Below are 22077 nucleotides of genomic sequence, written 5' to 3' on the forward strand. Positions count from 1 at the left end.
GGTGGGTGATGACGGGATCGAACCGCCGACATTCTGCTTGTAAGGCAGACGCTCTCCCAGCTGAGCTAATCACCCTTCACGTTCGGTGTGGCGCGCATTCTACGGAGCAGCCCCCACTCTGGCAAGCACTTTTTATAATAATTTTTTCAGGCCTTCCAAAGGCTTAGCGAAGGGTTGGCCTGAGCGGCAGCGAAGAGAATAATGCCCTCCTTTGTATAAAGGAGAGATTCACCCCATGTGGTTCAAAAACCTGCTGATCTATCGCCTGACCCAAGATCTGCCTTTTGATGCTGAGGCGCTGGAAACTGCACTGGCGACCAAACTGGCGCGCCCCTGTGCAAGCCAGGAGTTGACCACTTACGGTTTCGTCGCCCCTTTCGGCAAAGGTGAAGACGCCCCGCTGGTTCACGTCAGCCAGGACTTCATGCTGGTAGCCGCGCGCAAGGAGGAACGCATCCTGCCTGGCAGCGTGGTGCGCGATGCGGTGAAGGAAAAGGTCGAAGAGATCGAAGCCGAACAGATGCGCAAGGTCTATAAGAAGGAACGCGACCAGATCAAGGATGAAATCATCCAGGCCTTCCTGCCCCGTGCGTTTATCCGTCGCTCCTCGACCTTCGCCGCCATTGCCCCGAAACAGGGCCTGATCCTGGTCAACTCGGCCAGCCCGAAGCGCGCCGAAGACCTGCTCTCCACCCTGCGCGAAGTCCTCGGCACCCTGCCGGTTCGCCCGCTGACCGTGAAGATCGCTCCCACCGCGATCATGACCGACTGGGTCAAGACCCAGAAAGCCGCCGACGACTTCTTCGTACTCGACGAGTGCGAACTACGCGACACCCACGAGGACGGCGGCATCGTGCGTTGCAAGCGCCAGGACCTGACCGGCGAGGAAATCCAGCTGCACCTGAGCACCGGCAAGGTGGTCACTCAACTGTCCCTGGCCTGGCAGGACAAACTGTCCTTCATGCTCGACGACAAAATGGTGGTCAAGCGCCTGAAGTTCGAAGACCTGCTGCAGGATCAGGCGGAACAGGACGGCGGTGATGAAGCCCTCGGCCAGCAGGATGCCAGCTTCACCCTGATGATGCTGACCTTCGGCGACTTCCTGCCGGCGCTGTTCGAAGCCCTGGGCGGCGAGGAGATTCCGCAGGGCATCTGACGCCTTGCCCGGATAACCGCTACGCACTAGACGCCACCGCCTTCGGTGGCGTTTTCACATAATAAGGAACAGGTCATGCGCGCACTGGCTGCACTGAGCCGCTTTGTCGGCAACACCTTCGCTTACTGGGTACTGATCTTCGCCATCCTGGCATTCTTCCAGCCTGGCTGGTTCGTCGGTCTCAAGGGCGCCATCGTGCCGCTGCTGGGCCTGGTGATGTTCGGCATGGGCCTGACCCTGAAACTCGAAGATTTCGCCGAAGTGGCCCGCCACCCATGGCGCGTGGCACTGGGAGTGGTGGCCCATTTCGTGATCATGCCCGGGGTGGCCTGGGTGCTCTGCCAGGCATTTCACCTGCCGCCGGAAATCGCCGTCGGGGTGATCCTGGTCGGCTGCTGCCCAAGCGGCACCTCTTCCAACGTGATGACCTGGCTGGCCCGCGGCGACCTGGCGCTGTCGGTGGCCATTGCAGCGGTTACCACTCTACTGGCCCCACTGCTGACCCCGGCGCTGATCTGGTTGCTGGCCTCGGCCTGGCTACCGGTCTCGTTCATGGAACTGTTCTGGTCGATCCTGCAAGTGGTGCTGCTACCGATCGTGCTGGGAGTGCTGGCCCAGCGCCTGCTGGGCCAGCGGGTGCAGCACGCGGTGGAAGTACTGCCGCTGGTTTCCGTGGTGAGCATCGTCATCATCGTCACCGCGGTGGTGGCCGCCAGCCAGGCGAAAATCGCCGAGTCGGGCCTGCTGATCATGGCCGTGGTGATGCTGCACAACAGCTTCGGCTACCTGCTGGGCTACTTCACGGGGCGTCTGTTCAAGCTGCCACTGGCGCAGCGAAAATCCCTGGCCCTGGAAGTCGGCATGCAGAACTCCGGCCTGGGCGCGGCCCTGGCCAGCGCTCATTTCTCGCCACTGGCGGCGGTACCCAGCGCCTTGTTCAGCGTCTGGCACAACATTTCCGGGGCCCTGCTCTCGACCTATTTCCGGCGAATGGAAGATCCAGCCGAACAAAAGCTGGAAATACAGCGAGGCCATGACTGAGGAAAAAAATACTCGCCCACGTGAGAGTGGGCAGTATACTGCGCATCGCGAGGACGACCTCGCGACTCATTCGAGCGATCAATTCCGGGGACGACCCCATCAACCGATGAGGTAGGCATGTCCTGGATCATTCTGTTTTTTGCCGGTTTGTTTGAAGTGGGCTGGGCCGTCGGCCTGAAATACACCGATGGCTTCAGCCGCCCGCTGCCCACCGCCCTGACCATCATTGCCATGGCCATCAGCCTCGGCCTGCTGGGCCTGGCGATGAAGGAACTGCCCCTGGGCACGGCCTATGCCATCTGGACCGGAGTCGGCGCCGTCGGCACGGTGATCGCCGGCATCATCCTGTTTGGCGAATCCATGGCTCTGGTGCGTCTGGTCAGCGTGGCGCTGATCATCGCCGGCCTGGTGGGCCTGAAAGTCAGCGCCAGCTGAAAAGCCCAGGCAGAAATGAAAACGCCCGCAAATGTGCGGGCGTTTTCGTATCCGGCAGCTAGCGCCGTGGGCCCCGCAACTGCGCCACCATGACCTGCAACTGCGCCGGTTCGGCTGCGTCCACCGCCACCGATGGCCCGGCCACCAGGGTCACTCGCGACCAGAAGCGGTGGAAGAAACCCTTGCTCGGATCGCGACTGAAGAAGCTGCCCCACAAGCCTTGCAGAGCCATGGGAATCACCGGCACCGGGGTTTCCTCGAGAATCCGTGTCAGCCCGCCCTTGAACTCGTTGATCTGGCCATCGGCAGTCAGCTTGCCCTCGGGAAAAATGCACACCAGTTCGCCATCGCGCAGATACTGGGCAATGCGCTGGAAGGCTTTTTCATAGATCTGCAGGTCTTCATGCCGACCGGCGATGGGAATGGTTCCAGCGGTACGGAAGATGAAGTTCAGCACTGGGAGGTTGTAGATCTTGTAGTACATGACGAAGCGAATCGGCCGACGCACCGCACCACCAATCAGCAAGGCATCGACGAAAGACACGTGGTTGCACACCAGCAGGGCAGCGCCTTCATCAGGGATCAACTCCAGATTGCGATGCTCGACGCGGTACATGGAATGGCTGAGCAGCCAGATCATGAAACGCATGCTGAACTCGGGCACCACCTTGAAGATGTAGACGTTGACCGCAATGTTGAGCAGCGACACCACCAGGAACAGGTGGGGAATGGTCAGCTGGACCATGCTCAGCATCACGATAGAGACAATCGCCGACACCACCATGAACAGCGCATTGAGAATGTTGTTGGCGGCTATCACCCGGGCCCGCTCGTTTTCCGGGGTACGGGACTGGATCAGGGCATACAGCGGCACTATATAGAAGCCGCCGAAGATCCCCAGGCCAAGGACATCGAACAGCACCCACCAGGCATGGGCAAAACCCAGCACTTCAATCCAGCCATGACCCGTGGCGCTTTCCGGGATACCACCGGAATGCCACCACAGCAGCAGGCCGAACACCGTCAGGCCAAAGGAGCCGAACGGTACCAGGCCGATCTCAACTTTTCGCCCCGACAGCTTCTCGCACAGCATCGAGCCTACGGCAATCCCCACCGAGAACACCGTCAGGATCAGGGTTACCACGGTCTCGTCGCCGTGCATCCATTCCTTGGCATAGGCCGGAATCTGGGTCAGGTAGATGGCGCCGACGAACCAGAACCAGGAGTTGCCGACAATCGAGCGCGACACCGCCGGGGTCTGCCCCAGCCCCAGGCGCAAGGTGGCCCAGGACTGGCTGAAGATATTCCAGTTCAGGCGCATCTCCGGGGTCGCCGCGGCAGCCCGGGGAATGGCGCGGCTGGCCAGGTAGCCCAGTACCGCCACACCGATCATGGCGCTGGAGACTATCGGCGCATAATGCTCCGAGGACATCATGACCCCAGCGCCGATAGTGCCGGCCAGGATCGCCAGGAACGTGCCCATTTCCACCAGGCCGTTGCCTCCCACCAATTCCTCTTCACGCAAGGCCTGGGGCAGGATCGAATACTTCACCGGGCCGAACAGCGCCGAGTGGGTGCCCATGGCGAACAGGGCCACCAGCATCAGCGACAGGTGATCGAAGGCGAAGCCCACCGCCCCCACCACCATGATCGCGATCTCCCCCAGTTTGATCAGGCGGATCAGCGAGTCCTTGGCGAACTTCTCGCCAAACTGCCCGGCCAGGGCGGAAAACAGGAAGAACGGCAGGATGAACAGCAAGGCACAGAGGTTGACCCAGATCGACCGGTCACCCTCGATGCTCAGCTTGTAGAGAATGGCCAGGATCAGCGACTGCTTGAATATGTTGTCGTTGAAGGCACCGAGGGATTGCGTGATGAAAAACGGCAGGAACCGCCGCTTGCGAAGCAAGGTGAACTGCGAAGGGTGACTCATCTTCCATGTCCCTGAGTGGCGTGGATACTGTTATTGGAATGTCGAATATCGATCCAGGCCACAACCTTACCTATCTTTGCCGATTATTTCCGTAACCCCGCAATGCACGGCGAGACAAACAGCTCTCCTTTATAAGCCCCCTGCACCGTGCGCTTGGCCACGATCAGCCACATCACCGCCAGCGCCGCCACCAGTACCGCGCCAAACACACTGAAAAACCCCAGGTGCAAGGTGCTGCCCAGTTTCAGGGTGGCCAGCGAATACACGCCCAGAGGAAAGGTAAAGCCCCACCAGCCAAGATTGAAGGGTATGCCTTCGCGCAGGTAACGGCGGGTGATGAGCAGGGCCATCAACATCCACCACAGACCGAACCCCCACAGTGTGAGCCCCGCCACCAGGCCCAGGCCGGCGGCAATCTCACCGACGCCGGGCAAGCCATTGGCGGCGAAGATCGCCGGTGCATCGGCGCCCAGCACCAGCATGCCCAGGGCACCGGTGCCGATTGGCCCCAGGGCCAGCCAGCTCGACGCCGCCATGCTTTCATGGGGCAGTTTGTGCAGCGCCATGCGCAACAGCAGGATGGTCAGGATGCTGAACGCCACCGGCAGCGAAAAGGCCCACAGCACGTAGCTGGTGCTGAGCATTACCAACTGCCCGTGGGCATCCAGCAGATGAGGCGCAAGCAGGCCGCCACTGGCCGCCGCCACTTCGGCCGCCACCACCGGCAGCAACCAGACCGCGGTCATCTGGTCGATGCTGTGTTCCTGGCGGGTGAACATCATGTAGGGAATCAGGATCCCGCAGGCCAGGGACATGGCCACATCCAGCCACCACAGCAGTTGCGCCACCTCCACCACACCATCGCCCCAGCGAGGCATGCCGAACACCAGCAAGCCATTGATGATGGTCGCCAGGCCCATGGGGATGGTGCCGAAGAACATCGAGACCGTGGAGTGCCCGAAAATCCGCCGCGCCTCGTCGAAGAACAGTACCCAGCGCGCGGTATACATCGCGGTAAACAACAGGAACAGGGCGATGGTCAGCCACCAGAAACCCTCTGCCACCTGGTGCAAGCCGGGAACCTCGGCCGGCCACTGGGCCAGCGCCAAGGCCAGAACCCCGGTGCCCATGGTGGCGGCGAACCAGTTGGGGGTGAATTGGCGAATGGCTTCGAGGGGATGCGGCAGATGGCTCAATGGCCAGTGGCCGGTTTTAACGCTATTGGGGCATGTCATGGTCGTGTCTCCTGTCCTCCGATGAGGTAGGAACCATGGTAGAACCTAATCGAATATCTATATAACGGGTAATTTCTCTATCTGTTATCTATTTTGCAGATAAACATCTATGCACGGCCCCAGGAGCGATCACCGCAATCGGACCGCGCCCGGCGACACGCCCGTATCTGATTGGCGTACAGCACCTCTCCCCTGCGGCTTCCCAGGTACAATCCCGCAGCCCTTGAAGCCTCGGGCTCAAAGCCCCGACGCCCCACACGCCGTCACCGGGCGCTGGCGCATCAGGGCCAGCAGTGCCCCGAGGGACAAGAGAACCAGTACCGCACCATAGCCGTCGGTGGTAGCGATCAGGCCGAAGCTGCGGGTCAGGTTGCCAGCCAACAACGCCGGCAGGCAGAAGGCCAGATAGCTCAGCACATAAAACGCCGACATCAGGCCCGCACGCTCATGAGGCAGGGCCAGTGGCACCACACTGCGCAGCGCACCGAGAAAACCGGCACCAAAGCCGCTGCCCAGCACCAAGGTGCCAAAGAAGAACAACGGCAGGCTGGCGCTATGCACCGCAGCGAGGATCAGCATCACTCCCGTCGCCAGCATCCCGGCGCCCAGGCGCAGCACCCTGTCTGCAGGACACTGACGCAGGGAAAAGATCATCAGCGCGCCGCTGAATGTCAGCACCGCCACCAGGCCACCGCCGATCAGGTTCGAGGTGGAGCCGGTCGCCGCACGGACCAGCGAAGGCGCCAGCGACAGATAGAAGCCGCCCACCGCCCACACCGCCACGTCCACCGGCAAGGCCAGCCATAACGCGCGCCGCGCTTGCACCGGCACATGCAGCGTGGGTTTCAGCGACGCCCAGGCACCGGGTTGCGGGCTGACACTTTCCGGCAAGCGCCAGACATACCCGGCCTGGAGCACGAACACCCCGAGCAGCAGCCAGTAGCTCAATTGCAGCGGCCAGGGCGCAAACTCCACCAACAGGCTGGCCCCCATGGCACCACAGGCCATGCCCAATAGCGGCGCAACGCTATTGACCAACGGCCCCTGCTGGCGATCGGTATCCAGCAGGGCCGCCCCCAGCACACTGGTGGCCATGCCGGTGGCAAAGCCTTGCATCACCCGCGCGGCAATCAGCCACTGCACTCCGCTTTCATTGATGAACAGCAACATCGCCAGGATATTGAGCAGCAAGGCGACAAAAATCACCGGTCGCCGCCCCAGGTGATCCGACAGCGACCCTACGGTCAGCAGAGCCGCCAGCAGGCTCATCGCGTAGACCCCGAATATCAGGGTCAGCACCGCCGGGGAAAAGTGCAGGTTTTCCTGATACAGGTGGTACAGCGGGGTCGGTACGCTGGAGGCAGCCAGAAAACTCAACAGGGTAATGGCCAGAAACACCAGACTGCGACGGTTGGACACGCAAGTGTCGATAGCACCGGACATAAGCACGCTCCACTAAAGCTAATATTTTGCTTTTGCGCAGTGTGCTACCCGCCAATGCTTAAAGCAAATTCTTTGTGTTAAGGTGCCGCCCCATGGCTATCAAAGAAGGTCTGCGCCCCGGCGGCCGTAGCGCCCGGGTCCAGGAATCCATTCACACTGCGGTCCGCGAGCTCCTTGAAGAGCAGGATCGCTCGTCCCTCACCGTGCCGCAGATCGCCGCCCGAGCAGGCGTCACTCCGTCGACCATCTACCGGCGCTGGGGCGACCTGTCGGCCCTGCTGGCCGATGTCGCCCTGGAACGAATGCGCCCGGACAGCGAACCGGCCAATACCGGCAACCTGCGCGGCGACCTGCGGGCCTGGGCCGAACAGTATCTGGACGAAATGAGCTCGGAGCCCGGGCGCAACATGATGCGCGATGTGCAATGCAGCGCGACCCCGGGCTATTGCGTGACCATCCTCAGCGGGCAGTTGCAGTGCATCCTCGAGCGCTATCAGGGCCACACGGAAAACCTGCCGGACATCGACCGCCTGCTGAACCTGCTGGTAGCACCGACAGTGTTTCGCATCCTGTTCTCCGCCACGCCACTGCCGGTTCAGGAACTCCATGAACTGATCGAGATCGCTCTGCAGCCGTAGCCCTTCCCCGCCTCGGTTCAGCCCTGCGACATCAGGCCGCGCTGATACCTTGGTCGACACTGACGCCAATCCAACATCGTGCCAGACTGTCTGGCCGGGCTGAGGTGCCCGGTGTCTTTGTTCCGGAGTTTCCATGTCGTTGTCCAGCGGGCTGATCGCCGCCGTTGCCCTGGCCTATATGGCCATCATGTTCGCCATCGCCTTCTACGGTGACCGCCGCAGCGCGCCACTTCCGCCGCGGGTGCGGGCCTGGGTATACAGCCTGTCGCTGGCGGTCTACTGCACCAGCTGGACCTTCTTTGGCGCGGTGGGCCAGGCGGCCGAGCAGCTCTGGGCCTTCCTGCCGATCTACCTCGGCCCCATCCTGCTGCTGGTGTTCGCCCCCTGGGTGCTGCAGAAGATGGTGATGATCAGCAAGCAGGAGAACATCACCTCGATCGCCGACTTCATTGCTGCCCGCTATGGCAAATCCCAGTCGCTGGCGGTGGTGGTGGCGCTGATCTGCCTGGTGGGGGTACTGCCCTACATCGCCCTGCAGCTCAAGGGCATCGTGCTTGGGGTCAACCTGCTGATCGGTGCCGGTGCAGACGCCATGGGCACCCGCGCCCAGGACACGGCGCTGATCGTGTCGCTGATCCTGGCCCTGTTCACCATCGTCTTCGGGACCCGCAACCTCGATGCCACCGAGCACCACCGCGGCATGGTGCTGGCGATTGCCTTCGAATCCCTGGTCAAGCTGTTTGCCTTTCTCGCCGTCGGCGCCTTCGTCACCTTCGGCCTCTATGACGGCTTCGACGACCTGTTCAACCAGGCCATGCTGGCTCCGCGCCTGGAGCAGTACTGGAAGGAAACCATCAACTGGCCGTCGATGGTGGTGCAGACCGGGGTGGCGATGATGGCGATCATCTGCCTGCCGCGGCAGTTTCACGTCACCGTGGTGGAAAACATCGAACCCCAGGACCTGCGCCTGGCCAAATGGGTGTTCCCGGCGTACCTGGCCCTCGCCGCGCTGTTCGTGGTGCCCATCGCCCTCGCCGGGCAGATGCTCCTGCCCAGCAGCGTATTGCCGGACTCCTTCGTCATCAGCCTGCCCCTGGCCCAGGCCCACCCCGCCCTGGCTCTGCTGGCATTCATCGGCGGCGCCTCGGCGGCCACCGGCATGGTGATCGTCGCCAGCGTGGCGCTGTCCACCATGGTCTCCAACGACATGCTGCTGCCCTGGCTGTTGCGCCACAAGAATGCCGAGCGGCCGTTCGAAGTATTCCGCCACTGGATGCTCTCGGTGCGCCGGGTGAGCATCGTGGTCATCCTGTTGCTGGCCTACGTCAGCTATCGCCTGCTGGGCTCCACCGCCAGCCTGGCCACCATCGGCCAGATCGCCTTCGCCGCCGTGACCCAACTGGCACCGGCCATGCTCGGCGCGCTGTACTGGAAACAGGCCAACCGCCGCGGTGTATTCGCGGGCCTGGCTGCCGGCACCTTCATCTGGTTCTACACCCTGATCCTGCCCATCGCCGCCCACAGCCTGGGCTGGTCCCTGAGCAGTTTCCCCGGCCTGGCCTGGCTGCACGGCAATCCGCTGAACCTGCCGATCACCCCGCTGACCCAAGGCGTAGTGCTGTCCCTGGCGGGCAACTTCACCCTGTTCGCCTGGGTTTCGGTGCTCTCGCGCACCCGAGTCTCCGAGCACTGGCAGGCCGGACGCTTCATCGGCCAGGAAATCAGCGGCCGCCTCAGCTCCCGCTCGATGCTGGCGGTACAGATCGACGATCTGCTGAAACTGGCCGCGCGTTTTGTCGGTGAGGAACGTGCGCGCCAGAGCTTCATCCGCTTCGCCTATCGTCAGGGCAAAGGCTTCAACCCGAACCAGAATGCCGACGGCGAGTGGATCGCACATACCGAGCGCCTGCTGGCCGGTGTGCTCGGCGCCTCTTCCACCCGCGCGGTGGTCAAGGCCGCCATTGAAGGCCGGGAGATGCAGCTCGAAGACGTGGTGCGCATCGCCGACGAAGCCTCCGAGGTGCTGCAGTTCAACCGGGCCCTGCTGCAAGGGGCGATTGAAAACATTACCCAGGGCATCAGCGTGGTCGATCAGTCGCTGAAGCTGGTGGCCTGGAACCGCCGCTACCTGGAGCTGTTCAACTACCCCGATGGGCTGATCAGCGTGGGCCGGCCAATTGCCGACATCATTCGTCACAATGCCGAGCGCGGCCTGTGCGGACCTGGCGAGGCGGAAGTCCATGTGGCCCGGCGCCTGCACTGGATGCGCCAGGGTCGGGCTCATACTTCCGAGCGACTGTTCCCCAATGGCCGGGTCATCGAACTGATCGGCAACCCCATGCCCGGCGGCGGCTTTGTCATGAGCTTCACCGACATCACCCCGTTCCGCGAAGCCGAGCAGGCCCTCACCGAGGCCAATGAAGGGCTGGAACAACGAGTGGCGGAGCGTACCCACGAACTGTCGCAACTCAACGCAGCACTGACTGAGGCCAAGGGCACGGCGGAAGCGGCCAACCAGTCGAAGACGCGTTTTCTGGCCGCGGTCAGCCACGATCTGATGCAACCGCTGAACGCCGCGCGCCTGTTCTCCGCGGCCCTGTCCCACCAGGACGACGGCCTGTCCGCCGAAGCCCAGCAACTGGTGCAGCATCTGGACAGTTCGTTGCGCTCCGCCGAGGACCTGATCAGCGACCTGCTGGACATCTCGCGCCTGGAAAACGGCAAGATCACCCCTGATCGCAAGCCCTTTGCCCTCAACGAACTGTTCGACACCCTGGGAGCCGAATTCAAGGCCCTGGCCCAGGAACAGGGCTTGCAGTTCCGGGTGCGCGGCAGCCATCTGCGCATCGACAGCGACAGCAAGCTGCTACGTCGGGTGCTGCAGAACTTTCTGACCAATGCCTTCCGTTACGCCAAGGGCCCCGTTTTGCTGGGAGTGCGCCGCCGTGGTGAAACGTTGAGCCTGGAAGTCTGGGACCGGGGGCCGGGTATTCCCCAGGACAAGCAGCAGGTGATCTTCGAAGAATTCAAGCGCCTGGACAGCCACCAGACCCGCGCCGAGAAAGGCCTGGGCCTGGGCCTGGCGATTGCCGATGGCCTGTGCCGGGTGCTCGGCCATCCGTTGCAGGTACGTTCCTGGCCCGGCAAAGGCAGCGTATTCAGCGTCAGCGTGCCCCTGGCCCGCAGCAGCGTGGTGGCTCCAGGCAAGGCAGCCGAGCTCAACGGCCAGTCCCTCAATGGCGGGCAAGTGCTCTGCGTCGATAATGAAGACAGCATTCTGATCGGCATGAACAGCCTGCTCACCCGCTGGGGCTGCCAGGTCTGGACCGCCCGCAACCGCGAGGAATGCGCGGCGCTGCTCAAAGAAGGCATCCGCCCGCAACTGGCCCTGGTGGACTACCACCTGGATAACGGCGAGACCGGAACCGAGGTCATGGCCTGGCTGCGCACGCAACTGGGCGAGCCGGTACCGGGGGTCGTGATCAGTGCCGATGGGCGCCCTGAAATGGTCGCCCAGGTCCATGCAGCGGGCCTGGACTATCTGGCCAAGCCGGTGAAGCCGGCGGCCTTGCGCGCCCTGCTGAGCCGGCACCTGCCCCTGGGCTGACGGGCCTTTGCCGGATTACTCCGGCAATTCCAGCTCGCGTCCTTCGGCGTCGGTCATGGCCCGCTCCAGCAAGTCCGCCGGCAAGCTCTTGCTGGCCCGGGCACCGAGCAGCTTGAGCTGCTCGCTACGGCTGACCAGGTTGCCACGCCCTTCAGTCAGCTTGTTACGCGCAGCGGCGTAGGCCTTGTCCAGTTGTTGCAGGCGATTGCCCACTTCATCCAGGTCCTGGATAAACAGCACGAACTTGTCGTACAGCCAGCCCGCGCGCTCAGCGATCTCCCGGGCATTCTGGCTCTGGCGTTCCTGCTTCCACAGGCTGTCGATCACCCGCAAGGTGGCCAGCAACGTGGTTGGGCTGACGATCACGATATGCCGGTCAAAGGCTTCCTGGAACAGATTCGGCTCGGCCTGCAGAGCCGCGGAAAACGCTGCCTCGATGGGCACGAACAGCAGCACGAAATCGAGGCTGTGCAAGCCTTCAAGGCGCTTGTAATCCTTGCCGGCCAGACCTTTGACGTGATTGCGCAAGGACAGCACGTGCTGTTTCAGAGCCGCCTGGGCGACCTGCGGATCGTCGCTACCGACGTATTGCTGGTAAGCCGTGAGGCTGACCTTGGAATCCACTACCACCTGCTTGTCACCCGGCAACATGATCAGCACGTCAGGCTGGAAGCGCTCGCCATCCGGGCCCTTGAGGCTGACCTGAGTCTGATACTCGCGGCCCTTTTCCAGGCCGGCGTGCTCCAGCACTCGCTCCAGAATCAGCTCGCCCCAGTTGCCCTGAGTCTTCTGGCCCTTGAGGGCACGGGTCAGGTTGGTGGCCTCATCGCTCAGGCGCAGGTTCAGCTGTTGCAGGCGCTCCAGCTCCTTGGCCAGGGAGAAGCGCTCCCGGGCTTCGGCCTGATAGCTTTCCTCGACCCGCTTCTCGAAGGACTGGATGCGCTCCTTGAGCGGGTCCAGCAACTGCCCAAGGCGCTGCTGGCTGGTCTCGGCGAAACGCTGTTCGCGCTCATCGAAGATCTTCCCCGCCAGCTCGGCGAACTGGGCGCGCAACTCATCCCGCGAGCCTTGCAGATCGGTCAGGCGCTGCTGGTGGCTGTCCTGCTGCTCACGAAGCTCGGCATTCAAGGACGCCGCCAGGGCATCCAGCCGGCGCAATTCGTTTTCTTTGGCGGCCCGTTCCAGGTTCCAGGCGTGGGCGGCATCACGGGCGTTATCGCGCTCGATCTGCAGCAATTCGACCTCGCGGCGCAGGGCTGCCAGGTCCGCCTGCTTCAGAGCATTGGCCTGGCTCAGGTCGCTGACTTCATCGCGGCTGGCATCCAACTGTGCTGCCAACCCCTCCTGGGCCAATTGGGCCGTGGCCAGGCGCTCTTCCAGCAGGCTCAGCTCAGTCTGGCTGGAACTGGCCCGGCGTTGCAGTTGCCAGGCCAGAACCAGTAGCGGCAGCGCCGCTCCCGCCAGGCCAAGCAGCAAGCTGGTCAAGTCCATAGCCATAGCGATTCCTGCCGTAGAAAGAAGAAATGAAGGTTAACCAAGCGTCCGAGTGTTGGACAGCTCAGTCTTCGATCCGGCCCAGCTCCAATTGCGCACGGCGGTCGCCGGCACGGGCAGCCTGACGCAACAGGTCATGGCCGATGCGACGATCACGGGCGTTGCCGCATTCGCGGCACATCAACTGGCCCAGGCGACTCTGCGCCGCGACCACACCTTCCCGGGCCGGCTGCTTGAGCAGGCGTCCAGCAAAATGCTTGACGTTGGGGTTGTGACCAAGGCGTGGGCTGTCCAACAGCCAGAGAGCAACGCGCAGGGAAAACCGCTTGGGTTCGGTAACACTGGCAGGGGTCGCGGTAACAGAAGGTGATACGGAGCGAAACTTCATAAAGCACTGTGGGGCAGATCGGAAGGCGCGCCACTCTACTCCTTTTTTCGCCCGGGTAAAGCCTAAAAGAGCCAGCACGCCCGTCCTAGAGCAAGCGCTTGGGACAATCCACAGAAGCTGTGGATAACTCAGTGGACAACCCCTCCACAACCCTCCCAAAGCCCCATGAGACGGGCCTTGCAGTCAAACTGACGATTTTTTCACCAGTAAAAAAAAGCGATGTTTATCATTGACTTAAATTCTCGAGACAGGCTAAGGGGCGGGCGTTGGGGAAGGTGACAACGGGGTGACACGCTGCGCAACAAGTGTGCACAACCTTGCGCAGATTAACGCCGGTAACGCACTGTTTTCGTACACGCCACAACAGCAACGGTTACACAGCTGATGCTTGAGCCTCTGGCCTCTTCTGAAAGTTTTTTCCTAGCACACTTGCATTATGTCGTTCAACCCAATAGAATCCTCGCCGTTAGTACCAAGCTGAAAGTCAATTCTGGTCGAACAAGTCCCATCGACAGCGTCTCCAACCGAGCACAACGTCGAACACCAAGGACCGACCACCTCGATGGTTTCCAGGTAAAGCTCACCCTTCCGCCCTTGATACGAATTCAACGGCAGTGCTCGAGCCATTTACTCTGACCGAACCAACCTGCAAATTGATCAGGATCTCCACCCTGGGCCCCGAACCTTTGCCCTTGCTGTGTTGCCTGCCCTCCTAAGTACCTACCTGCCAGCCCTAGCGCAACCAATCAACGCGCTGCAACTGGCTGCTTTGTTCCAGTCAGGTTCTTCGTTTGACCAATGCTGGTCGACGTTTACTGGAACGTTTTAACGTTGCACGGTTCTTAACCGTGTCATTTGTAGGAACACCTAATAATTATGTCTACTCAAATCCAGACTCAGGATGCCATTCGCACCCTAACCCACGCCTTTGCACCGTTGAACTGCCTGATCATGGCCGCTCGCAAAGGTTGCTTCAGCTTCACCCTGGTCAACGAACATGGGATCGCCCGTCACAGCGAACGCCTGTATCCCGACCAGTATTCCAGCGCCGAACCGCTGCAGGCAGTGATCGAACGTGCGCGCCAGGCCCTGGTTGCCTGATACGCCGAACTGCTGAAAACCCTGAAAAGCCTCGCCTGATCGCGGGGCTTTTTATTGCCTGCAATTCGCCCATTTACCCTACAGAGAAAAGTACCAATCGATATAAAGCTTATAACAAGAGGACGGAAATATTTTAAAAACAGTCCTTTACAGCACAGATATGACACTACACTTCAACTCAAGCGGCCTGAACCGCTTCCGGCAAACCTGATCCTTTTTTGCTGCCAAGCGCCCTTCAGGTTTCGCCGGCCATTTCACGCTTCGAGGGCTTTATGGGTATCGCCGCCAGCGAGTTGTGCCGCTATGTGATCCGCCCGACGCTGATGTACCTGGGCAGCCATAGCAAAACCGCTGAAGTCCTGCTGCTGGGCATTGCCGCCAGCCAATCAGCGCTGGGCTCAGCCCTGCACGATCGTCGTGGCCACGGCCTCTACCGCATCACCGAATTGCGCCATCAAGCCCTCTGGGACCAGTACCTGGCACTGGATCCGGAACGGGCCAGCCTGGTTCGCGGGCTCGCCAGCCAGCATGCGTTCCTCAGCGGGCCGCACCTGGAACTGACCGTCACCACCGCCATTGCCTGGTTGCTGGTGGAAGAACAACACACGCCGCTCCCCGCTGCCGACGACCTGCTCGGCATGGCCCGCATCTGGAGGAAGACCTTTCAACCACAAGGACGTTTAAGAGATTTCGCCTGCGCCTGGCAGACCTGCATTGCACCGTTAAACCAGGTCGCCTGCTGACAACGACTTTTGCAAAATCGGAGAAAGAAGCCGATTTTGGTCGGATTGTCCTACAAAACCGCTCTAAATCAACTGTTGCAGCCTATAGCGCCGAGATCGAAATGTTGGTAATTTTCGCCTCGGTGATCACCAGGAGTTCTAATAATGAAAAAAGTAATGCTCAAATCCACCATAAGTCTCGCGGTTGCACTTGCCTCTACCCAGCTTTTCGCCAGCGGTTTTGCTCTTAACGAACAAAGCATCAGCGGCATGGGTACCGGCTTCGCGGGTCGTTCCTCTTCTGCCGAAGATGCCAGCACCGTTTACGGTAACCCTGCCGGCATGTCCCTGCTGCAACGTGACCAGGTAACTGTCGGCGTTGCGGCAATCGATGCCAAGACCAACCTGAAAAACGTCAAGGGCGGCCCACCCGGCGGCACCAGCGACGGCGACATGGTTCCGTTCACCAGCGTTCCTATGGGGTTCTTCGTCAAACAACTGGGCAACGGCTGGGCATTGGGTCTGGGCGCCTATGCACCCTTCGGCCTGGTTACCAACTATGAGTCCACTTCTGCCAGCCGCTATTACGGCGACAAGAGCGTAGTCAAGGTCGTCACCCTGCAACCGACCGTCAGCTATGCCTTCAATGACATGGTGTCGATCGGCTTCGGCCCGACCATCAACCGCCTGAGCGGTGAACTGACTTCCGCGACTCCGTTTCCAAACCCTGCGCTCTTCGGCCGCAATGATGGCAGCGTGAAGATCAAGGGTGACGATACCGCCATCGGCTACAACGTCGGCATCATCGTCCAGCCTACCGACACTACTCGCCTGGGCCTGACCTACCACTCGAAGGTCAAGTACAAGCTGGAAGGCCACACCAACATCGCCGGCCCGGGCTTCGGTCCGTTCAATGGCGGCCGTTACGATGCCTCGCTGGACATCACCACTCCGGAAGTCGTCGACTTCTCTGTCACCCAGAAACTGGATGACCAGTGGACCGTCTACGCAGGTAGCACCTGGACTCGCTGGAGCCGCCTGAAAGACATCACCGTCAACAACGAAGGTGTTCCTGCCCTGCTTGGCGGTTCCAGGGGCCCGATCGGCACCATCACCGAGCCACAGAACTGGCACGACACCTGGGCCTCGGCTGTTGGTGTTTCCTACAAGGTCAACAAAGAGTGGGTTCTGCGCAGCGGCCTCTCGGTTGACCAGGCGCCAACCAACAACACCGACCGTTCTGTACGTATCCCTACCGGTGACCGTAAGGCCATCAGCTTCGGTGCCGGCTACAGCCCGACTGAAGACCTGACTCTGGACCTGGCGGTTTCCTACCTGAAGGAAGAAGACGTCAACGTCAACAGGACCGGCAAAGGCAATGCCTACAGCGCTACTTACCAGAACAGCGCATGGGGCTACGGCCTGGGCGCCACCTACAAGTTCTAACGAGCTCTAGGCCGCGCAGTTTCAAACCAATAAAAAACCCGCAGATGCGGGTTTTTTATTGGCTAATGAATAGGCTTTCTCAGGATTTCGACGCCAATGCCTTCTCCACCGCTTCGATGAATTCCGGATTGTCCGGCTTGGTCAGGCTGGAAAAGTTGGCAATCACATTGCCCTGGCGATCCACCACGTATTTATAGAAATTCCACTTCGGCGCGCTACTCTGCTGCGCCAGCACCTTGAACAGGTGCACCGCATCCGCCCCCCGAACCTTCTGTGGCTCGGTCATGGTGAAGGTCACGCCGTAATTGACGTAGCAGACCTTGGCAGTCTCCGCGCCATCCTTGGCCTCTTGCTTGAAGTCATTGGAGGGCACGCCCACCACTTCCAGCCCTTGATCCTTGTAACGCTGGTACAGCGCCTCAAGGCCTTTGAATTGCGGAGCAAACCCGCAGAAGCTCGCCGTATTGACCACCACCAGCGGCTTGCCGGCAAAGCGCTGGCACAAGTCGATGGATTCCTTGGCGTGCAATTTGGGCAAGGAACCCTGCAACAGGGGCGGACAGTCCGCCGCCCATGCCGAGCCGGCCAAGGTCGCGAGTAAAGCTGGAACCGCAAACCAGCGCATAGCCATGTCCAGAATCCTTGTCAAAGTGTCGGGCTACGACGTTACTCGCCCCCTCGCTCCCCTAGCAAGCGCCCATGCCCAGCTGCATCAGCGCCAGCCCGCCCCGGTGCCAGCCCCACCAGGCCAGCAGCAACAATAGAATGCCGAGGCCCAGGCCGGCACCGCGCAGCAGCCAGCGGTTCATGCCGCGCTGGCCTGCAAACGCGCCACCGGCCGCTCGCGCACCGGCCAGTTCAGTGCCGCCGCCAACAGACTAAGGAGAATCGCCACCTGCCAGATCAAGTCGTAGCTCCCGGTACGGTCATACACCACGCCCCCCAGCCAGCCACCAAGGAAAGACCCCAATTGGTGGAACAGGAACACAATGCCGCCGAGCATGGACAGGTTGCGCACGCCAAACAAGGTGGCCACGGTGCCGTTGGTCAAAGGCACGGTGGACAGCCAGAGAAAGCCCATGGCCATGCCGAACAGATAGGCGCTGGTCTGAGTCACCGGCAACCACAGGAACAGCCCGATCACCACCGCCCGTAGCAGATACAGGCCCGTCAGCAGGCGCGGCTTGGACATCCGCCCACCCAGCCAGCCGGCGGTATAGGTACCAAAGATATTGAACAGGCCAATCAGGGCCAGCACCGTGGTGCCCACGGTCGCCGGCAAGTGCTGGTCCACCAGATACGCCGGCAGGTGCACGCCGATGAACACCACCTGGAAGCCACAGACGAAAAAGCCGAATGCCAACAGCCAGAACCCTGAATGGGAACAGGCTTCACGCAAGGCCTCCATGAGGCTCTGCTCATGCCCCAGAGCCGGCAGCGGTTTGTCCTTGAGCATGCTCACCAATGGCACGATCAAGGCCACCAGCAAGCCCAGCACCAGCAGCGCCGTAGACCAGCCCAGCCAGCCGATCAGCCCCAGGGTTCCGGGGAGCATGGCAAATTGGCCGAAGGAACCTGCCGCACTGGCAATCCCCATGCCCATGCTGCGTTTTTCCGGCGGCAAGGCGCGGCCGACAACACCGAGAATTACCGAGAAGGACGTACCCGACAGACCTATGCCGATCAGCAGCCCGGCACTCAGGGACAGGGTCAGGGCCGAATCCGACAGCCCCATGAACACCAGCCCGACCGCGTACAGCACGCCACCCACCAGCACCACTTTCGCCGCACCAAAACGATCGGCCAAGGCTCCGGTAAAAGGCTGGGCCAGCCCCCAGATCAGGTTCTGCAGAGCAATGGCGAAGGCGAAGACTTCGCGCCCCCAGCCAAACTGCGCGCTCATGGGCGGCAGGAACAGGCCGAAGCCATGCCTGATCCCCAGCGACAAGGCCAGGATCAAAGCGCTGCCGAGAAGCACCCAGCCGCTGGTACGCCACATCGATGACATTTTTATTCTCCAGTTACGGGTATATACCCGCTTATAGTCGAACGAAAGGCGCTCAAGACAGTTCGTTCAGCAAGGCCAACAAGGTTTCACGCTTTTCCACACCCAGGCGATCGATCAACCGCTGCTGAGCCGCTTCCCACGCAGGCAAGGCCGCCACCAGCCGCTCATGCCCGGCCTCGGTCAACAGCACCAGCCGGTTTCGCTGATCGTCGCCTTCCTGCAGGCGCACCAGCCCTGCTGCTTCCAGGACCCGCACATTGCGCCCGAGCGTGCTGCGATCCAGCCCCATGGCTTCCGCCAGGCTGGAAATGCTTGGCTGATCAAGGCGCAACAGGTTGTTCAGCAGAGAATACTGGGCAACGTTGATCCCGAAGCCATCAAGGGCACCGTCGTAGTACCTGCTGACGCCACGGGCGGCACGACGCAGGTTGGTGCACAAACACTGAGAGGGAAGCATGATGCGTGTATATACCCGTGATTATTCCAAGGCAAGATTTTTCATGAAAATCATCAATCCCCTGCTCCACTCAAAACAGCGCCACCCCGAGCAATACGGCAGTTTCCAACAGTTCAAGCACAGCCCCGGCAGTGTCTCCAGTGGTACCACCCAGGCGCCGCATCATCACTTGCCGCAGCCAGAAGAACAGCACAGTGGCCAGCAGCACTGCCCATAACCCGCTGTAGCCCCCCAGCAGCAAACAGGCCAGTACGCTCAAGCCCAGCACTTGCCGCCCGGCCACACGTGGCAGGTGGTCAGCCAGCGCCTGCCCCAGCCCACCGGCACGCACATAAGGCGTGCAGAGAAACAGGCCCAGCAATGCCCCGCGGCCGATCAGCGGCGCCAGCAACAAGGCAAAGCCCTGCTGCTGTTCGATCAGCGCCACCAGGGCGGTGAACTTGAGCAGCAGCACCAGCACCAGGGTCACCACGGCGATCGGACCACTACGGGGGTCCTTCATGATGCTCAGGGTCCGCTCTCGATCGCCAAAGCCTCCCAGCCAGGCATCGGCACTGTCCGCCAGGCCATCCAGGTGCAGACCACCGCTGAGCAGAACCCAGGCGGTCAACAGCAAGGCCGCATGCAGCAACAGGGGAACACCGCCCAGCATGGCATTCAGCACCCACAACAGCACGCCGAACAGCAGCCCCACCAACGGATAGAACAACAGCGAGCGGCCCAGCTCTTCAGGCCGAGGCATGCCCGGCAGGCGGACCGGCAGGCTGCTGAGAAACTGCAAGGCAATCCAGAACGGCAACATCTCAGCCCTCCTCGCTCATCCGGCCTTCGCTGGCGACCTGCAGACGAAACAGCGCGCCATGACCCACTTCAACGTTCAACAGCTGCTGGCGCGGCAGCCCTCGAGCCCGGGCCAGCAGCAGGCGCATGACCCCGCCATGGCTGACCAGCAGCACACGCTGCCCGGCGCAGGCCTGGTACAAGCGCTCTATCGCCCCCAGCACCCGCAGGGAGAACAGCTCTACCGGCTCGCCCCCAGGCGGGGTGAATGCATAGGGATCGGCCCAGAAACGCCCCAGGTCATCGGCGTCGGTTTCCATCAGCGCCGCCGCGCTCTGCCCTTCCCAGGCGCCAAAGTGCAGTTCCTGAAGGTCGGGCTCAAGGCTCAGCGGCAACTGCAACTGCTCCGCCATTTCTTGGGCGAAACGCGCGCAGCGCTGCAATGGCGAACTCAGTACCCGGTCCCAGGGGCCCCGCCCCTGGACGGCTTCGCGCATCTGTTGCCAGCCCGTTGCAGTCAACGCATCGTCCAGGCTGCCGCGCAGGCCACCACCCAGTTCGGTTTCACCGTGGCGCAACAGGTCCAGGTACAAGGTCATGCCGGACGATCCGCCACCGCTGCTTCGGCGAAAGTCGCCATCTGCCCGTGCAGGTCACAGGCCAGCCGCAGCAACGGCACTGCCAGGGCGGCGCCGCTGCCTTCACCCAGGCGCAGGCCCAGGTCCAGCAAGGGTTCGGCTTGCAGGGTCTGCAGCACATGCCGGTGCCCGGGCTCGGCGCCCTGGTGGGCGAACAGCAACCAGGGCGCGCAGGCCGGATTCAGACGCACCGCCACCAACGCGGCGACGCTGCAGATGAAACCGTCCACCAGCACCGCAATGCCCTCCTGGGCACACGCCAGGTAAGCCCCCACCAGCGCCGCCACTTCAAAGCCACCCAGGTTGAACAGGGTCTGCAAGGCATCGCCGCGAGAGGCATCGTGCAGCGCCAGGGCACGCTCGATAACCTGCGCCTTGTGATTGACCCCCTCGGCATTCAGGCCGGTGCCCGGCCCGGCCAGTTGTGCCACTGGAATCCCCAGCAGGGCACAGGCAATGGCACTGGCTGCGGTGGTATTGCCGATGCCCATTTCACCGCCGATAAACAGCTGGGCGCCGTCGGCATGAGCCCGCAGCGCGCTGTCGCGGCCGGCTTGCAGGGCCTGCTCGCCTTGTGCACGGGTCATCGCCGGCCCCTGGACAAAATTCTGCGTGCCGGCCCCCAGGTTCAGGTGGCGCACCCCCGGCAGGTTCAAGCCTGGCGTCACTGTGCCCAGATCCACCACCTCCAGTTGCGCCTGCAGTTGCCGGGCCAGCACGCTGATGGCCGCTCCGCCGCTGACGAAGTTCAACAACATCTGCCCGGTGACTTCCTGCGGGTAGGCGGAAACGCCCTCGGCCACCACCCCATGGTCACCGGCGAAGATGGCGATCCATAGCCGCTCGATGCCGGGCTTGAGCCGTCCTTGCAGGCCCGCCAGGCGTACCGCCAGTGGCTCCAGGCGCCCGAGAGAGCCGGCCGGCTTGGTCAGTTGCTGCTGACGCGCCAGGGCCTGCTCGACCATCTGGGTGTCGATTGCCTTGCAGGGTTCCAGCCACCAGGAGTTACTCATAACGCAGTTCCTTTCAAAGTCAGGGGCAGGCCGGCGACCGTCAGCACCACTCGCTGACAACGCTCGGCCAGGGCTTGATGCAGCCAACCGGCTTCATCCACATAGCGGCGAGTCAATTCGCCCAGCGGCACGACACCCATTCCGGTTTCGTTGCTGACAAAAATGATCTCCCCCGGCAAGTTCGCCAGGCACTGCAACAAGGCCTCGCGTTCGGCGGCCAGGCGCTCGGGGTCCTCAAGCATCAGCAGGTTGGTCAGCCACAGGGTCAGGCAGTCCACCAGCAGGCAGCGCCCTTCGCCGGCAGATTCCTGCAGCACCCGGGCCAGCTCCAGCGGCTCCTCGATCAAGCCCCAATGGGCCGGACGCCGCTCGCGATGATGGGCAATGCGTTGATTCATTTCGCCATCCAGGGGCTGGCTGGTGGCGATGTAGGTCACCGCCAGGGCGCTGTCACCGGCGAGCTTTTCAGCGAGGCGGCTCTTGCCGGACCGGGCACCGCCGAGGATCAGTTGCAACATGCTTGGGCACCTCTGATAGGGAAG

At 61.9% G+C, this 22077-nt stretch carries 21 protein-coding genes and 1 tRNA gene; 8 read left to right on the plus strand and 14 right to left on the minus strand.

The features are described 5' to 3' along the window. Positions 1–2 precede the first annotated feature (2 nt). Positions 3–75, minus strand: a tRNA-Val gene (locus tag AC1RCO_RS16770). Between the two features lie 160 nt (positions 76–235). On the opposite strand from AC1RCO_RS16770, the gene rdgC reads away from it, so the two are divergent. The 3 genes from rdgC to sugE all read left to right on the plus strand — a co-directional run bounded on the left by rdgC (position 236) and on the right by sugE (position 2632). Continuing rightward, positions 236–1156 (plus strand): recombination-associated protein RdgC, encoded by a 921-nt coding sequence (gene rdgC, locus AC1RCO_RS16775; protein WP_011062670.1) that lies wholly within the window; start codon positions 236–238, stop codon positions 1154–1156. Positions 1157–1231: 75 nt separating this feature from the next. Continuing rightward, complete coding sequence (locus AC1RCO_RS16780) at positions 1232–2197, plus strand: bile acid:sodium symporter family protein (protein WP_011062671.1); 966 nt, start codon at positions 1232–1234, stop codon at positions 2195–2197. Positions 2198–2314: 117 nt separating this feature from the next. Continuing rightward, a complete protein-coding gene (gene sugE / locus AC1RCO_RS16785; protein WP_011062672.1) occupies positions 2315–2632 on the plus strand; it encodes a quaternary ammonium compound efflux SMR transporter SugE in 318 nt (105 codons plus the stop codon). A gap of 58 nt (positions 2633–2690) precedes the next feature. On the opposite strand, the gene AC1RCO_RS16790 is transcribed toward sugE, so the two are convergent. The 3 genes from AC1RCO_RS16790 to AC1RCO_RS16800 all read right to left on the minus strand — a co-directional run bounded on the left by AC1RCO_RS16790 (position 2691) and on the right by AC1RCO_RS16800 (position 7243). Then, positions 2691–4565 carry an MFS transporter gene (locus tag AC1RCO_RS16790; protein ID WP_065365431.1) on the minus strand — a complete coding sequence of 625 codons (1875 nt, stop codon included), beginning with the start codon at positions 4563–4565 and terminating at the stop codon, positions 2691–2693. Between the two features lie 83 nt (positions 4566–4648). Continuing rightward, the gene (locus tag AC1RCO_RS16795; protein ID WP_492617883.1) at positions 4649–5800 is read right to left on the minus strand and encodes a TDT family transporter; all 1152 of its coding nucleotides are present in this window, start codon (positions 5798–5800) and stop codon (positions 4649–4651) included. A gap of 237 nt (positions 5801–6037) precedes the next feature. Continuing rightward, positions 6038–7243: an MFS transporter gene (locus tag AC1RCO_RS16800; RefSeq protein ID WP_492617884.1), complete on the minus strand. Its 1206-nt coding sequence runs from the start codon at positions 7241–7243 to the stop codon at positions 6038–6040. A gap of 92 nt (positions 7244–7335) precedes the next feature. Here AC1RCO_RS16800 and AC1RCO_RS16805 point away from each other — a divergent pair, with 92 nt between their 5' ends. After that, on the plus strand, positions 7336–7881 hold the full coding sequence (locus AC1RCO_RS16805) for a TetR/AcrR family transcriptional regulator (protein ID WP_053153242.1): 546 nt from the start codon (positions 7336–7338) through the stop codon (positions 7879–7881). 133 nt (positions 7882–8014) lie between these two features. Then, on the plus strand, positions 8015–11488 hold the full coding sequence (locus tag AC1RCO_RS16810; protein ID WP_011062677.1) for a hybrid sensor histidine kinase/response regulator: 3474 nt from the start codon (positions 8015–8017) through the stop codon (positions 11486–11488). Between the two features lie 15 nt (positions 11489–11503). On the opposite strand, the gene AC1RCO_RS16815 is transcribed toward AC1RCO_RS16810, so the two are convergent. After that, positions 11504–12871 (minus strand): DNA recombination protein RmuC, encoded by a 1368-nt coding sequence (locus tag AC1RCO_RS16815; protein ID WP_162865008.1) that lies wholly within the window; start codon positions 12869–12871, stop codon positions 11504–11506. Between the two features lie 175 nt (positions 12872–13046). Continuing rightward, a complete protein-coding gene (locus AC1RCO_RS16820; protein WP_011062679.1) occupies positions 13047–13370 on the minus strand; it encodes an SEL1-like repeat protein in 324 nt (107 codons plus the stop codon). Between the two features lie 876 nt (positions 13371–14246). Between AC1RCO_RS16820 and AC1RCO_RS16825 the strand changes: the two genes are divergently transcribed. From AC1RCO_RS16825 to AC1RCO_RS16835, 3 genes are all read left to right on the plus strand, one after another. After that, positions 14247–14471, plus strand: a complete 225-nt coding sequence (locus AC1RCO_RS16825; RefSeq protein WP_011062680.1) for a hypothetical protein — start codon at positions 14247–14249, stop codon at positions 14469–14471. Positions 14472–14743: 272 nt separating this feature from the next. Then, positions 14744–15214 (plus strand): hypothetical protein, encoded by a 471-nt coding sequence (locus AC1RCO_RS16830; protein WP_492617885.1) that lies wholly within the window; start codon positions 14744–14746, stop codon positions 15212–15214. A gap of 144 nt (positions 15215–15358) precedes the next feature. Beyond that, positions 15359–16639, plus strand: coding sequence for an OmpP1/FadL family transporter (locus AC1RCO_RS16835; protein WP_011062682.1), 1281 nt, complete (start codon positions 15359–15361; stop codon positions 16637–16639). Positions 16640–16718: 79 nt separating this feature from the next. On the opposite strand, the gene AC1RCO_RS16840 is transcribed toward AC1RCO_RS16835, so the two are convergent. From AC1RCO_RS16840 to cobU, 8 genes are all read right to left on the minus strand, one after another. Next, positions 16719–17270, minus strand: a complete 552-nt coding sequence (locus AC1RCO_RS16840) for a glutathione peroxidase (RefSeq protein ID WP_220223112.1) — start codon at positions 17268–17270, stop codon at positions 16719–16721. Positions 17271–17325: 55 nt separating this feature from the next. Next, positions 17326–17448: a hypothetical protein gene (locus AC1RCO_RS16845; RefSeq protein ID WP_015636629.1), complete on the minus strand. Its 123-nt coding sequence runs from the start codon at positions 17446–17448 to the stop codon at positions 17326–17328. After that, positions 17445–18647, minus strand: a complete 1203-nt coding sequence (locus AC1RCO_RS16850) for an MFS transporter (RefSeq protein ID WP_047337533.1) — start codon at positions 18645–18647, stop codon at positions 17445–17447. The genes AC1RCO_RS16845 and AC1RCO_RS16850 overlap by 4 nt, the downstream gene beginning before the upstream one ends. Before the next feature lie 52 nt (positions 18648–18699). After that, on the minus strand, positions 18700–19104 hold the full coding sequence (locus AC1RCO_RS16855) for a MarR family winged helix-turn-helix transcriptional regulator (RefSeq protein WP_015636631.1): 405 nt from the start codon (positions 19102–19104) through the stop codon (positions 18700–18702). Between the two features lie 70 nt (positions 19105–19174). After that, the gene (locus AC1RCO_RS16860) at positions 19175–19906 is read right to left on the minus strand and encodes an adenosylcobinamide-GDP ribazoletransferase (protein WP_011062686.1); all 732 of its coding nucleotides are present in this window, start codon (positions 19904–19906) and stop codon (positions 19175–19177) included. Position 19907: 1 nt separating this feature from the next. After that, positions 19908–20483, minus strand: a complete 576-nt coding sequence (gene cobC, locus AC1RCO_RS16865) for an alpha-ribazole phosphatase family protein (protein ID WP_041119472.1) — start codon at positions 20481–20483, stop codon at positions 19908–19910. Beyond that, complete coding sequence (cobT, locus tag AC1RCO_RS16870; RefSeq protein ID WP_019094580.1) at positions 20480–21535, minus strand: nicotinate-nucleotide--dimethylbenzimidazole phosphoribosyltransferase; 1056 nt, start codon at positions 21533–21535, stop codon at positions 20480–20482. Before cobT ends, cobC begins: the two co-directional genes overlap by 4 nt. After that, complete coding sequence (gene cobU / locus AC1RCO_RS16875) at positions 21532–22053, minus strand: bifunctional adenosylcobinamide kinase/adenosylcobinamide-phosphate guanylyltransferase (RefSeq protein WP_065365426.1); 522 nt, start codon at positions 22051–22053, stop codon at positions 21532–21534. Before cobU ends, cobT begins: the two co-directional genes overlap by 4 nt. Between the last annotated feature and the right edge of the window lie 24 nt (positions 22054–22077).

The organism is Pseudomonas sp. GW823-FHT03E05 (assembly GCF_058796855.1).

What these genes read in the sequence shown, in the direction of transcription:
- AC1RCO_RS16835 (WP_011062682.1), top strand. Translation starts at nt 15,359, where the DNA reads ATGAAAAAAGTAATGCTCAAATCCACCATAAGTCTCGCGGTTGCACTT.
- AC1RCO_RS16860 (WP_011062686.1), bottom strand. Translation starts at nt 19,906, where the DNA reads ATGTTGCCGTTCTGGATTGCCTTGCAGTTTCTCAGCAGCCTGCCGGTC.
- AC1RCO_RS16795 (WP_492617883.1), bottom strand. Translation starts at nt 5,800, where the DNA reads ATGACATGCCCCAATAGCGTTAAAACCGGCCACTGGCCATTGAGCCAT.
- AC1RCO_RS16830 (WP_492617885.1), top strand. Translation starts at nt 14,744, where the DNA reads ATGGGTATCGCCGCCAGCGAGTTGTGCCGCTATGTGATCCGCCCGACG.
- cobC (WP_041119472.1), bottom strand. Translation starts at nt 20,483, where the DNA reads ATGACCTTGTACCTGGACCTGTTGCGCCACGGTGAAACCGAACTGGGT.
- AC1RCO_RS16840 (WP_220223112.1), bottom strand. Translation starts at nt 17,270, where the DNA reads ATGGCTATGCGCTGGTTTGCGGTTCCAGCTTTACTCGCGACCTTGGCC.
- AC1RCO_RS16805 (WP_053153242.1), top strand. Translation starts at nt 7,336, where the DNA reads ATGGCTATCAAAGAAGGTCTGCGCCCCGGCGGCCGTAGCGCCCGGGTC.
- AC1RCO_RS16825 (WP_011062680.1), top strand. Translation starts at nt 14,247, where the DNA reads ATGTCTACTCAAATCCAGACTCAGGATGCCATTCGCACCCTAACCCAC.
- AC1RCO_RS16810 (WP_011062677.1), top strand. Translation starts at nt 8,015, where the DNA reads ATGTCGTTGTCCAGCGGGCTGATCGCCGCCGTTGCCCTGGCCTATATG.
- rdgC (WP_011062670.1), top strand. Translation starts at nt 236, where the DNA reads ATGTGGTTCAAAAACCTGCTGATCTATCGCCTGACCCAAGATCTGCCT.
- AC1RCO_RS16800 (WP_492617884.1), bottom strand. Translation starts at nt 7,243, where the DNA reads ATGTCCGGTGCTATCGACACTTGCGTGTCCAACCGTCGCAGTCTGGTG.
- AC1RCO_RS16850 (WP_047337533.1), bottom strand. Translation starts at nt 18,647, where the DNA reads ATGTCATCGATGTGGCGTACCAGCGGCTGGGTGCTTCTCGGCAGCGCT.
- cobU (WP_065365426.1), bottom strand. Translation starts at nt 22,053, where the DNA reads ATGTTGCAACTGATCCTCGGCGGTGCCCGGTCCGGCAAGAGCCGCCTC.
- AC1RCO_RS16855 (WP_015636631.1), bottom strand. Translation starts at nt 19,104, where the DNA reads ATGCTTCCCTCTCAGTGTTTGTGCACCAACCTGCGTCGTGCCGCCCGT.
- AC1RCO_RS16780 (WP_011062671.1), top strand. Translation starts at nt 1,232, where the DNA reads ATGCGCGCACTGGCTGCACTGAGCCGCTTTGTCGGCAACACCTTCGCT.
- AC1RCO_RS16790 (WP_065365431.1), bottom strand. Translation starts at nt 4,565, where the DNA reads ATGAGTCACCCTTCGCAGTTCACCTTGCTTCGCAAGCGGCGGTTCCTG.
- AC1RCO_RS16820 (WP_011062679.1), bottom strand. Translation starts at nt 13,370, where the DNA reads ATGAAGTTTCGCTCCGTATCACCTTCTGTTACCGCGACCCCTGCCAGT.
- cobT (WP_019094580.1), bottom strand. Translation starts at nt 21,535, where the DNA reads ATGAGTAACTCCTGGTGGCTGGAACCCTGCAAGGCAATCGACACCCAG.
- sugE (WP_011062672.1), top strand. Translation starts at nt 2,315, where the DNA reads ATGTCCTGGATCATTCTGTTTTTTGCCGGTTTGTTTGAAGTGGGCTGG.
- AC1RCO_RS16845 (WP_015636629.1), bottom strand. Translation starts at nt 17,448, where the DNA reads ATGAACCGCTGGCTGCTGCGCGGTGCCGGCCTGGGCCTCGGCATTCTA.